At 53.7% G+C, this 11,605-nt stretch carries 10 protein-coding genes and 1 tRNA gene; 7 read left to right on the top strand and 4 right to left on the bottom strand.

Annotation, left to right across the window (positions count from 1 at the left end; all coding sequences use genetic code 11):
* Positions 1-187: 187 nt before the first annotated feature.
* A complete protein-coding gene (locus PKO02S_RS22020) occupies positions 188-709 on the bottom strand; it encodes a DUF6973 domain-containing protein (protein WP_127586218.1) in 522 nt (173 codons plus the stop codon).
* A gap of 590 nt (positions 710-1,299) precedes the next feature.
* Positions 1,300-2,271 carry a 3'-5' exoribonuclease YhaM family protein gene (locus tag PKO02S_RS22015; RefSeq protein WP_127586216.1) on the bottom strand — a complete coding sequence of 324 codons (972 nt, stop codon included), beginning with the start codon at positions 2,269-2,271 and terminating at the stop codon, positions 1,300-1,302.
* 213 nt (positions 2,272-2,484) lie between these two features.
* On the opposite strand from PKO02S_RS22015, the gene PKO02S_RS22010 reads away from it, so the two are divergent.
* Positions 2,485-2,742 carry a YolD-like family protein gene (locus PKO02S_RS22010; RefSeq protein WP_127586214.1) on the top strand — a complete coding sequence of 86 codons (258 nt, stop codon included), beginning with the start codon at positions 2,485-2,487 and terminating at the stop codon, positions 2,740-2,742.
* A 118-nt stretch (positions 2,743-2,860) separates the two neighbouring features.
* On the opposite strand, the gene PKO02S_RS22005 is transcribed toward PKO02S_RS22010, so the two are convergent.
* Positions 2,861-2,931 (bottom strand) — tRNA-Gly (locus PKO02S_RS22005).
* A 167-nt stretch (positions 2,932-3,098) separates the two neighbouring features.
* Between PKO02S_RS22005 and PKO02S_RS22000 the strand changes: the two genes are divergently transcribed.
* The 5 genes from PKO02S_RS22000 to ispG all read left to right on the top strand — a co-directional run bounded on the left by PKO02S_RS22000 (position 3,099) and on the right by ispG (position 8,895).
* Positions 3,099-4,079, top strand: coding sequence for a HEAT repeat domain-containing protein (locus PKO02S_RS22000; RefSeq protein ID WP_127586212.1), 981 nt, complete (start codon positions 3,099-3,101; stop codon positions 4,077-4,079).
* A gap of 165 nt (positions 4,080-4,244) precedes the next feature.
* Positions 4,245-5,546 (top strand): trigger factor, encoded by a 1,302-nt coding sequence (tig, locus tag PKO02S_RS21995; RefSeq protein WP_127586210.1) that lies wholly within the window; start codon positions 4,245-4,247, stop codon positions 5,544-5,546.
* A 259-nt stretch (positions 5,547-5,805) separates the two neighbouring features.
* Positions 5,806-6,387 (top strand): ATP-dependent Clp endopeptidase proteolytic subunit ClpP, encoded by a 582-nt coding sequence (gene clpP / locus PKO02S_RS21990; RefSeq protein WP_127586208.1) that lies wholly within the window; start codon positions 5,806-5,808, stop codon positions 6,385-6,387.
* Positions 6,388-6,410: 23 nt separating this feature from the next.
* On the top strand, positions 6,411-7,679 hold the full coding sequence (gene clpX / locus PKO02S_RS21985; RefSeq protein WP_127586206.1) for an ATP-dependent protease ATP-binding subunit ClpX: 1,269 nt from the start codon (positions 6,411-6,413) through the stop codon (positions 7,677-7,679).
* Between the two features lie 109 nt (positions 7,680-7,788).
* On the top strand, positions 7,789-8,895 hold the full coding sequence (gene ispG, locus PKO02S_RS21980) for a flavodoxin-dependent (E)-4-hydroxy-3-methylbut-2-enyl-diphosphate synthase (RefSeq protein WP_127586204.1): 1,107 nt from the start codon (positions 7,789-7,791) through the stop codon (positions 8,893-8,895).
* Here ispG and PKO02S_RS21975 read toward each other — a convergent pair.
* Complete coding sequence (locus PKO02S_RS21975; protein WP_127586202.1) at positions 8,892-9,656, bottom strand: N-acetylmuramoyl-L-alanine amidase family protein; 765 nt, start codon at positions 9,654-9,656, stop codon at positions 8,892-8,894. The two genes, ispG and PKO02S_RS21975, sit on opposite strands and share 4 nt — an antisense overlap.
* A 163-nt stretch (positions 9,657-9,819) precedes the next feature.
* Here PKO02S_RS21975 and lonB point away from each other — a divergent pair, with 163 nt between their 5' ends.
* Complete coding sequence (gene lonB / locus PKO02S_RS21970) at positions 9,820-11,541, top strand: ATP-dependent protease LonB (RefSeq protein WP_127586200.1); 1,722 nt, start codon at positions 9,820-9,822, stop codon at positions 11,539-11,541.
* The last annotated feature ends 64 nt before the right edge of the window (positions 11,542-11,605 follow it).

The raw sequence follows: 11,605 nt of genomic DNA, 5'->3' as shown, positions 1-11,605 counted from the left end.
CGAATGTAACCGCCACCGGATGTTGCGCTAATAATCAAGAACTGATTTTGGGGTTGAGCCAAAAAAATGATATTCAATGTTGTAAGAACGACCGGAAGCATTCATAATAATTGTGTTACCCTTTAGATCGACCATCCAACAATCTATCAAGAATACAAGTAACAGGAGCGATGTTAATCCTATTTTTCTATACATTTGTCCATACTAACTGCTCATTTACTATGTGTAGCAGAGCTCCAGTATTCACTTTACCTTTAATTACAGTGTCAAGAGCAGAATCTGATGTGTTGCTACCGCTAGGAAGGAAGGTATAAGCATATCTACTTTGTTGATTATTATGTAAATCCATTTCATTTGCAACTGCACGACACGGATTATACTCTTCGTGAATGTCAGCTACTAGTTTAGCTTGATCATGACCAATATCCCTTGTCATCAAGCAATTCCAATAAGCATGTCTAAAAGGCATCTTGTTTAGTTCTGCCAATCTAGCCCAGCCTTGTTCGTCAGTGGTGATTAAACCTTGTTCCACTTCTTTTACAAGTTGCAAATACACTTGCGTGCTGTACACAGGGTATTGTCCCCCTTGAGTTGAACTAGACACAACCGAAGAAGATTGGGCACTATCAGCTGCAAATATAGTAGTGCATGTTAAACCGAATAACATTCCCGTTAATGCCATCGATGCTATTAATTTTCTTTTTTTCATGAAAGCTCCTCCACATGATTAGAATAGTATAATAGCCTGCCGGCGAATTATAACAATTTGAGAGCGACGCTGCATCCATATATTACATATGAATATAAAAATATGTAAATGTCTAGAGAACTATTTAATTCCCATATTATGTCGAATTATTTATGCTACTTCTATTACTGATGTTTTTGGTGAGTTTCTAACATCTGAATCCGATCTTCTATGTAAAGGCCAGCCCAGCCGGGCCAACTCGTGGCGGATTTCCGCGAGCAACGTCTCACGACGTGGCTTTCAACCGTGTCCCTCCGGCCGGCTTCAGGCGGGTTATTTGCTATTCCGTGCCACTCGGATCAGTGCGGCAACGCTGACAACCAGAGCGGCGATGCTGATGATTATTGTTGCGTTTTGCATAACTTAAAGATCCCATGAGGGGAGCTGTTAAGCTTCTATGTAATTGGATGACGTTAAGCAGGATTCGTTTGGCGCACCTCATCCGTACGATCGACAGAAGGCAACCGAAGAAGATCGGACCACTAGTACTGAGCTAAACCAGATACTGAGAAAAACTAAAAGAGCAGGAGGAATGACCTCGCTGCTCTTATTCACCACTTCACCCGATACACCGGCTTGTTCTCAATCACCCTCACATTCGGCGTCCAAGCCTCACCCTCGGGCGTAGTTGCCAGCGCATCCTCAACTGCCTGCATCTTAGCATCAAGTTGATCTATGTAATGTAGAGCCACCGCCTCCGGCAACTGCGGTTGTACCGGGCTCCCCCACTCGCCAGTGTTGTGATGCGACAGCACGAGATGCTGCAGCACGACCACTTTCTCATCCCCCAACTCCATCCCATTCCGATAGGCCGCTTCCAGGATCCAGTTATTCGCCATGGAGATATGCCCGAGCAATTTTCCCGAAACGGTGTAGTCCGAGACAATCCCAAGCTCCGAAATCATTTCCTCCGGCTTAGCAATGTCGTGTAATATAATCCCTGCCTTAACTAAGTCTGAGTTCAAGAACGGCCGCTGCTGGCAGATGAACTCACCGAGCTCAAGCATCCGGCACATGTGATAAGCCAATCCAGCGAAGTAGTTGTGATGCATGGACTTGGCGGCAGGGGAATGGAGCAGCTTCGTTTCAACCTTGGCAACGCAGTACTCAACGACCATTCGGATGAGCTCATCCTGAATGCTTGCAGCAGTTGCCTTAATGGTGCTAAGCAGATCGTGAGGCTGCACGGGGGCAGAACGGACGAAATCCGTCAGCTTCACATTGTCCTCTGGACGTGCCTTGCGCATTCGAGAGATCCGAAATTGAAGTTTATCTTGATAAAGCTGGACGATTCCATCCACTTTTACTACATCCATTGGGAAAAAGGTTTCTTTGTCCGTGATGGTAACTTCCCAAAACTTCGCTGAGATTTCCCCGCTCTTATCCCCCAGAACTATATCGAAATAATCCTTCGGAGTGGCTGCCCGGGTTTGTTTGACATGAAGCTCCTTTAATAGGTAGAAACCAATGATTTCTTGTCCTTCGACAAATGTATTAATCGGCTTTATAGTTAACGGATCCATCCTAGATTCCCCCAATTCATTGCTCTTCTAGCAATGATATAGTGCAGGAGTGATTAAGGCAAGGCACATTAGAGAGGACTTGAAACTGAACGCTCGTGCTTATAAAATAAGAACAAACATTCCTGTTGAATTGGAGGGCGCCGCGGGTAGTGCAGCTCGAGAATATTCTGCCTATTCGTGTAGCGCTTGGGAATAAAGAAGGAGACATATGCAATGGCAAGATCGACAGGCAAGAACCCAATCCCCAAACGTCCGACACGCGATGAATTTGAGCTCGAAGAGTTGGGGAATCAACTGATTGAAGCAATGAATGAAGAGGCTGAAGTATCCTTGCAGGTTTGGGGTGAGAATGAGTTAGTCGTGGGTCGAATTACATTTCTTGATTCGCGTACTAAGCTTGTGCATTTAGAAGGAAGCGGTGCTTTACGAAAGGTGCCTTTTTTGGACATCATGGTTGTGAACTACGTCTAGCGTGAGCTTTATTAGTCCGAGTTCGTCCCCAATTCGTCCCCATCAGGTAGTCAAAGTGTGATGAGTTCTGGAACAAAATAATAAAAGCCTTGCATCGCAAGGCTCAGTAAACTTTATAAGCGGGTGAAGGGAATCGAACCCTCGCCTCAAGCTTGGGAAGCTGGCGTTCTGCCATTGAACTACACCCGCATGTCCGATAATATCGGAGAAGCATGGATAATAATATCACAGGAAAATGGGAAAAGCAACTAAAGAATCGCAAATAATATGCTGGGTTTTCGCCGAGCAAATCTGCTACAATAAATGGCAGTTAACCTCCAAAATTCGAGGGATTTCGACGAAACGACAACGTTTAGGTGGTGGCCGCCATCGCGGAGAGCAAGCTGATTTTATTCCCGAAGACGATCGACTATTATCAAATTGAATTGACCCGTATGCTCGAAACGGAACGGTACCAGGAAGCGATGCAGGTGCTGCGGTTTCTGCTGGAATGCCGGCACGACGACGATAGCGTGAAGCAGGAATGGGGCTCGCTGCTCGAGTGGCTGGAGACGACGTTCCCGGAGTCGCTGAGCCAGTCGGAGATCGGGGCGCGGCGTCAGAACGGCCTCGATCCGGACGAGTCGCGCGAGCTGCTGTTCGGCGACCTGGGAGACCCTGACAGCGAAGACGAGCAGGAGCTCGACTTTCTGAAGCGTAAAGTCAGGCTGAAGTCCGCCGAGGATACGCAATATGGCGCGAGGCTGCTCGAGGGCTTGCTCCAGACCGACTCGCCGGACAAGCAGCTGCTGGCGTTGGAGCAGCTCCAGCACGCGGATTACGCCCGCACGCGACCCAAGCTGGCGGAATGGCTGCAGACGAGCCACGTCCATCCGGTCGTGCAGTTCAAGGCGCTGCAGGTGCTGCGGCAGCTGGGCGAGAAGAGCCTGCTGACGATGCACAAGCTCGGCCAAACGATCGATGTGCGGGTCGAAGAGACGCCGCTGTCGTACGAGGAGTTTCCGCCGCAAGTGAACGCGATCCGCGAACGGGTGCAGGAAGCGAACGAGGTCAATCAGCCGGCGCTCGCTTATTTTGTGGAGCAGACGTGGAACGACTTCCTCGCGTTCATTTATGGCACATCGATCTATAAGGAAATGCTCGACATGGACGCGGATTCGCTCGACATCTGGTCGGCGGCGCTGCACCACATGCTGCAGGAGACGATGTTCGCCAAATCGGACGAGCGCGAAACGCGGGACATGTTCGGCATCGCCGACAAGCAAGTGAAAGCTTGGCAAAAGGCATGCCAAGTTATGAAGCTGTTCCTGACCGTGACAGCGCCTGCGGAAGCGTGACGAACCGACCCGTCGGGAAATGTCGGGAACTCTTGTATTGAGAATAAATTGTGATATAATATAATGGTTATGTTTTGAGATGCCTTTCACGTTTACATGGTGCCGGCTTCGAGAAAACGGCACATCTACCATTTCACGTTACATTTCTGGAGGGGAAAGCATAAAATGAAAGCTAGCTGGGAAAAAATAGAGAAGAATCAAGTGAAGTTGACTGTGGAACTCGGACCGGATCGCGTCGCCGACGCCTTGGACAAAGCGTTCAAGAAAGTATCCGCGAAAGTCGCCGTTCCAGGATTCCGCAAAGGGAAAGTGCCGCGCGCCATTTTCGAGAGAAAATTCGGGGTGGAGAGCCTGTACCAAGACGCGATTGACATTCTGCTTCCTGAAGCTTATCTAGAAGCGGTTCAGCAAGCCGACCTCTTCCCGGTTGACCGTCCGGAAGTGGACGTGCAGCAATTCGCGAAGGGACAAGCTCTTCAGTTCACTGCGATCGTTACGGTGAAGCCGGAAGTGCAGCTGGGCGAGTATAAAGGCATCGAAGTGCCTGAGCAAAGCGGCGATGTGACGGCTGAAGAAATTCAAGCCGAGCTGGAGCGTCTCCAAACCCGCCACGCGGAGCTGATCGTTGTAGAAGAAGGCCCTGCTCAGAATGGCGACACGACTGTGATCGATTTCGAAGGCTTCGTCGAAGGCGTTCCGTTCGAAGGCGGCAAAGCCGAGAAGTATTCGCTGGAGCTCGGCTCCGGCAGCTTCATCCCGGGCTTCGAGGAGCAGCTCGTGGGCTTGGCGGCCGGCGAGGAGAAAGACGTAACCGTCACGTTCCCGGAGAACTATAACTCCGAAGAGCTGAAGGGCAAGGAAGCCGTCTTCAAGATCAAGCTTCACGACATCAAGCGCAAGCAGCTGCCGGTTCTGGACGACGAGTTCGCGAAGGACGTCAGCGAGTTCGACACGCTCGACGAGTTCAAGGAAGACATCGCGAAGCGTCTGCAAGACCGCAAAGTGAAGTCGAACCAGCAAGAGCTCGAGTCGACGGTTGTCGAGAAGGCGGCGGAAGCGGCGGAAGTGGAGATTCCTCAGTCGATGGTCGACAGCGAAGTCGAGCAAATGTACAAGGACTTCGCTAACCGTCTGCAAATGCAAGGCATGAACCTGGAAATGTACTTCCAGTTCTCCGGTCAAGACGAGCAAACGCTCAAAGCCCAGATGAAGTCCGACGCCGAGAAGCGCGTTCGCAACAACCTGGTGCTGGAAGCGATCGGCAAAGCCGAGAGCATCGAAGCGACTGACGAAGAGCTGAATGAAGAGCTGGAGCGCCTGGCTTCCCAATACAGCCGCTCGGTTGACGAAATCCGCTCCATCTTCGCGGCCAACGGCACACTGGACAGCCTGAAGGGTGAGCTGACTGTGAAGAAAACCGTGGACTTCCTCGTCGCGAACAGCAAATCGGCAGCATCTGTAGCTTAATATCAACTTCAAATGGGGAAGGCACGTGTACCATAACGTGCCTTCCTTTTGTACCGGAAACGGGTGTGCGCTGTAGCGACAAAGGCCATTTGCATGGATCGGAACGGACGTTCATACAGTGGTAATAAAGCGATTTGACCGCGAAATGACAGCCTGAATCGCCTCGTGCTACAATGGGGGAGACGCGATTTTTGCATTCGCAGGAAAACCGTGTTATTTTAGTATGAAGCAAGAGTTTCTATAGAAATGAGGGTTGGATATGAGTCTGATTCCAATGGTCGTAGAGCAGGAAAGCCGGGGCGAGCGTTCTTACGATATCTATTCCCGTCTCCTCAAAGACCGCATCATCTTCTTGGGCAGTGCGATCGACGACGACGTAGCCAATCTGGTTATTGCGCAGCTGTTGTTTCTGGCGGCTACGGACTCGGAGAAGGATATCCATCTGTACATCAACTCCCCAGGGGGTTCGGTTACTGCGGGAATGGGCATATACGATACGATGCAGTTCATCAAGCCGGATGTGTCCACAATCTGCGTAGGAATGGCAGCCAGCATGGGATCCCTCTTGCTGACGGCAGGAGCGAAGGGCAAGCGGTTCGCGCTTCCGAACAGCGAGGTTATGATTCACCAGCCGCTCGGCGGCGTTCGCGGTCAAGCGACCGACATCAAGATTCACGCCGACTGGATCATCAAGACGAAGCAGAAGCTGAACAACATCTACGTAGAGCGCACCGGCCAACCGTACGAGAAGATCGAGCGGGATACGGATCGCGATAACTTCATGAGTGCGTCGGATGCCATGGAATACGGGCTGATCGACAAAGTCATTACATCCCTTTAATCCATCCAATAGGAGGTGATCCTATGTTCAAATTTAACGACGAAAAAGGACAGCTGAAATGTTCTTTTTGCGGGAAATCCCAGGATCAAGTACGTAAGCTTGTAGCAGGGCCAGGTGTATATATTTGCGACGAGTGCATCGAGCTGTGCACGGAGATCGTGGAAGAGGAGCTCGGCAGCGAAGAGGAACTGGATCTGAAAGACGTGCCGAAGCCAAAGGACATCCGGGTCATTCTCGATCAATACGTCATCGGCCAAGAGCAAGCGAAGAAATCCTTGTCCGTGGCGGTGTACAACCACTACAAGCGGATCAATTCCCAGAACAAGCTGGATGACGTGGAGCTCCAGAAGAGCAACATCGTGCTGATCGGGCCGACAGGAAGCGGGAAGACCTTGCTCGCCCAGACGCTGGCCAAAATTTTGAACGTACCGTTCGCCATCGCCGACGCCACCTCGCTGACCGAAGCCGGCTATGTGGGCGAAGACGTGGAGAATATCCTGCTCAAGCTCATTCAAGCCGCCGATTACGATGTGGAGAAAGCCGAACGCGGCATCATCTACATCGATGAGATCGATAAAGTAGCCCGCAAATCCGAGAATCCGTCCATCACCCGCGACGTGTCCGGCGAAGGCGTGCAGCAGGCGTTGCTCAAGATTCTCGAAGGTACGGTAGCGAGCGTTCCTCCGCAAGGCGGCCGCAAACACCCGCACCAGGAATTTATCCAGATCGATACGACGAATATTTTGTTTGTCTGCGGCGGCGCCTTCGACGGCATCGAGCAGTTGATTAAACGCCGTATCGGCAAGAAGGTGATCGGCTTCAACAGCGACGGCCACAAAGCCGACCTGAAGCCGGGCGAATATTTGTCGATGGTATTGCCGGAAGACCTGCTCAAATTCGGGTTGATTCCCGAGTTCGTCGGCCGTCTGCCGGTCATCTCGACGCTGGAGCCGCTCGACGAGCCGGCGCTTGTCCGGATCCTCACCGAGCCGAAGAACGCGCTAGTGAAGCAGTATCAGAAGATGCTGGAGATGGACAGCGTGGCGCTCGATTTCTCCGCGGACGCGCTCGACGCGATCGCCAAGGAAGCGATCAAGCGCAACACAGGAGCGCGCGGCCTGCGGGCGATCATCGAGGGCATCATGCTCGACGTGATGTTCGAAGTGCCGTCCCGCGACGACGTGACGAACTGCACGATCACGAAGGAATCGGTGCTGGAGAAGATTGCGCCTGAGCTCAAGACGAAGGACGGCAAATCGATTTCCGTGAAGAAGAAGGAAGAAAGCGCCTAACCGCGATACGTAAGTAATGACAGTCCCCGTCCGGTATAGTGGAGCAAGCTTTGAAGGCTGCCCTCCTTCTACTGGGCGGGGTATTTTGAATTATGGGAGAGTAAGGACCATGTACCATAGAACCGAGACCGTTCCCGTCCGTGTCGGCAATCTGACGATCGGCGGCAGCAACGAAGTCATTATGCAGAGCATGTGCACAACGAAGACGGCCGACGTCAAGGCGACGGTCGCCGAAATTTTGCGTCTCGAGGAAGCCGGTTGCCAGCTCGTTCGGGTAACGGTGAACAACATGGAAGCCGCTGCGGCGATCAAGGAGATCAAGAAGCAGATCCATATCCCGCTCGTCTCCGACATCCACTTCGACCACAGATTGGCGCTGGCCGCGATCGAGAACGGCATCGACAAGGTCCGGATCAACCCGGGCAACATTGGCCGTCGCGAGAAAGTCGAAGCGGTCGTCAAGGCGTGCAAGGAGCGCGGCATCCCGATTCGAATCGGCGTGAACGCCGGGTCGCTGGAGAAGCATTTGCTGGACAAGTACGGGTATCCGACGCCGGAGGCGATGGTGGAGAGCGCCTTGTTCCACATCGGCATTCTCGAGGAGCTTGATTTCCGCGACATTATCGTGTCGCTGAAGGCGTCGGATGTGCCGATGGCGATCGCCGCTTACACGAAGGCTGCCAGTGCGTTCCGCTATCCGCTTCACCTGGGCATCACGGAAGCCGGCACGCTGTTCTCCGGCACGGTGAAGAGCGCTGCGGGCCTGGGAGCGTTGCTCTCGATGGGCATCGGCTCGACGATTCGGATATCGCTGAGCGCCGATCCGGTCGAGGAGATCAAGGTGTGCCGCGAGCTGCTCAAGTCGTTCGGCTTGATCACGAATGCGGCGACGCTTATTTCTTGCCCGACCTGCGGCCGGTTGGACATCGATCTGTTCTCGGTGGCGAACGAGGTGGAGGCGTACATCGAGAAGCTGAAGGTGCCGATCAAAGTATCGGTGCTGGGCTGTGCGGTGAACGGTCCCGGAGAAGCGAAGGAAGCGGATATCGGCATCGCCGGCGCCCGCGGGGAAGGCATGCTGTTCCGGTACGGCGAGATGATTCGCAAAGTGCCGGAGGCGGAGCTGGTGACGGAATTGAAAAAGGAGATCGATCAAATTGTAGCCGAGTACGAGCGGACCGGCACGATTCCGGGCCGCAAAGTACACGCCCACTAATATTTGGAGGGCTGGCTCGAGAAGGCGATCAAATATTCCCGAATGGCGGAGGCGATAGCTTCCGCCATTTTGTGCTGTTTGGCGGGCTGCGTCAGCCATTCGCGGTCGGAGGCGTTGCTGATGAAGCCCATCTCGACGATAACGGCTGGGCATGGCGAATGGTTCAGCAAGTAGAAGGGTTTACCCAGGTATGGGATCTCTCCTTTCCCGTATAAGCCGTTCAATCGATGCTGGATCAGATGGGCTGCGGCATGGCTTTGCGGATTCATCTGGAACAGCACGGTGGAGCCGGAACGGCTAGCCCGTTTCGCCCAGTTCGTGTGCAGGCTGACGACCAGCTTCGGCCGCAGCGCTTCGGCCAGCAGCTTGCGCTGGGACAAGTCCCGCAGATGGCGGGAGCGGCTGCCCAGCCAATCGTTGTCGTCGCTCGGGGCGTAATCGCTCGTCCGGTTGATAGCGGTACGAACACCTGAATGAATGAGCAAATCGAACACTTTCAGCCCAACCTGCAAATTGACGTCTTTTTCCAGAAGGTCGCCATAGGAAGTCCCGCCGTCAATCCCGCCGTGGCCTACATCGATGACGACGTCGGTATTCGGCAGCGTTAGCGTCGTAGCCCAGGAGGGGACGCGCTCAACTGGGACGGGCTTAATCTTTTCTTTTTTTGACGATGGGCGTTCGGCTGCCGTAGAGGCAGGTGGATTCAACAAGAGCAAGGAGCAGCATAGGACAAGGAACGCCGCACAAATGGATCGCTTCATGCGTTTAACCGCCTTTGTTGGTATTAAGGATGGGTTGCCTACTCGATAGCGTGTGCAAACTTTTTGTTCTCATTCTCGGTTAACCGGCCCTTTGCAGGGGAATACTACCAGTATCATCTTTGGCTGAGGAAAACGGCCGAGGAACGGACTGGAGGAGTTGGACATGAGTATCAGTATGGTGTTGATGGTGATTCAACTGTTTTTCGCCATTGTGATCGGGTTATATTTCTGGAATTTGCTGCGCAATCAACAGACGAACAAAACGGCGGTGGACCGGGAATCCAAGAAGGAGATGGACAAGCTGCGCAAGCTCCGTTCGATCTCCTTGACGAAGCCGCTGGCGGAGAAAACCCGTCCTTCGACGCTCGAGGATATCGTGGGGCAGAGAGAGGGGCTACGCGCGCTCAAGGCGGCTCTGTGCGGGCCGAACCCGCAGCATGTGCTCATCTACGGGCCTCCGGGAGTAGGGAAAACGGCAGCGGCGAGGGTCATCTTGGAGGAGGCTAAGAAAAATCAGGCTTCCCCGTTCCGGTTTGACGCCAAATTCATCGAGCTGGACGCCACGACGGCACGCTTCGATGAACGGGGCATTGCCGACCCGCTAATCGGCTCCGTTCACGATCCGATTTATCAAGGCGCAGGCGCAATGGGCGTAGCCGGCATTCCGCAGCCCAAGATCGGCGCAGTGACGAAGGCGCACGGCGGCATGCTGTTCATCGACGAAATCGGTGAATTGCATCCTACCCAGATGAATAAATTATTAAAAGTGCTCGAGGACCGCAAAGTATTTCTCGAAAGCGCCTATTACAACTCGGAGGATATGAACATTCCGAGCTACATCCACGACATATTCCAGAACGGGCTGCCGGCCGATTTCCGCATGGTAGGGGCTACGACGCGGTCGCCGCAAGAAATTCCGCCGGCGATTCGCTCGCGGTGTATGGAAATCTTTTTCCGTCCGCTGCTGCCGGAGGAGATCGAGCGGATCGCGACGAATGCGGTTCGCAAAATCGGCTTCCGCGAGAGCAAACAAGCGGTGGATGTCGTCAAGAAATTCGCAACGAACGGCCGGGAAGCGGTCAATATGGTGCAGCTAGCTGTGGGGATCGCCATCACCGACGGCCGTCAGGAAGTAACGGCAAGCGATGTGGAATGGGTGGCGAACAGCAGCCAACTGACGCCGCGGCCGGAGAAGAAAATTCCGATGGAGCCGCAGATCGGCCTCGTGAACGGCCTTGCCGTCTACGGCCCGAATCAAGGGATGCTGCTCGAGATTGAAGTGACCGCCACTCCCGCCGATCAGCTCGGAGCAGGCAAGTATACGATCACCGGCGTGGTCGACGAAGAAGAGATGGGCGGCGGCTCCAAGACGCTAAGGCGGAAGTCGATGGCGCGCGGGTCGATCGAGAATGTATTGACGGTGCTGCGTAGAGCCGGGTTGCATACATACGATTTCGACCTGCATATCAACTTCCCGGGCGGCATTCCGATCGACGGCCCTTCGGCGGGGGTGTCGATGGCGACGGCGATCGCTTCGGCGATCCGCGGCATCCCTGTAGACAACAAGCTGGCGATGACCGGCGAGCTGAGCATCCATGGCCGAGTGAAGCCGATCGGCGGTGTTGTGGCCAAGGTGGAGGCGGCTTTTCAAGCTGGAGCGACGCGGGTTATTATTCCGAAGGAAAACTGGCAGGATATATTCACGGGCTTGAACGGGGTGGAGGTCATCGCCGTCGAGACGATTCAAGAAGTGCTTGAGCATGCCATGCAGCTGCGCGAAACTACGGGGATCGCCTCCGTTCCGGCAACATCGGATGTGCTGATCGCTTCGCCGGGGACGACCCCGCTGTTCCAGGCACGGCCGGAGCTGTCCGGCGAAGCTTGATTGATTTGGCAATTCGCACGGGGCCTAAGCGGTGAAACAAGGCGGGGTCCTTGTGCGAATTGGT

Source organism: Paenibacillus koleovorans NBRC 103111, assembly GCF_004000845.1.
Classification (GTDB): domain Bacteria; phylum Bacillota; class Bacilli; order Paenibacillales; family NBRC-103111; genus Paenibacillus_AA; species Paenibacillus_AA koleovorans.
Note: the sequence above shows the minus strand (reverse complement) of the source record. Positions and strands in the feature narration are given on the sequence as shown.

What these genes read in the sequence shown, in the direction of transcription:
- PKO02S_RS22020 (WP_127586218.1), bottom strand. Translation starts at nt 709, where the DNA reads ATGAAAAAAAGAAAATTAATAGCATCGATGGCATTAACGGGAATGTTA.
- PKO02S_RS22015 (WP_127586216.1), bottom strand. Translation starts at nt 2,271, where the DNA reads ATGGATCCGTTAACTATAAAGCCGATTAATACATTTGTCGAAGGACAA.
- PKO02S_RS22010 (WP_127586214.1), top strand. Translation starts at nt 2,485, where the DNA reads ATGGCAAGATCGACAGGCAAGAACCCAATCCCCAAACGTCCGACACGC.
- tig (WP_127586210.1), top strand. Translation starts at nt 4,245, where the DNA reads ATGAAAGCTAGCTGGGAAAAAATAGAGAAGAATCAAGTGAAGTTGACT.
- clpP (WP_127586208.1), top strand. Translation starts at nt 5,806, where the DNA reads ATGAGTCTGATTCCAATGGTCGTAGAGCAGGAAAGCCGGGGCGAGCGT.
- clpX (WP_127586206.1), top strand. Translation starts at nt 6,411, where the DNA reads ATGTTCAAATTTAACGACGAAAAAGGACAGCTGAAATGTTCTTTTTGC.
- ispG (WP_127586204.1), top strand. Translation starts at nt 7,789, where the DNA reads ATGTACCATAGAACCGAGACCGTTCCCGTCCGTGTCGGCAATCTGACG.
- PKO02S_RS21975 (WP_127586202.1), bottom strand. Translation starts at nt 9,656, where the DNA reads ATGAAGCGATCCATTTGTGCGGCGTTCCTTGTCCTATGCTGCTCCTTG.
- lonB (WP_127586200.1), top strand. Translation starts at nt 9,820, where the DNA reads ATGAGTATCAGTATGGTGTTGATGGTGATTCAACTGTTTTTCGCCATT.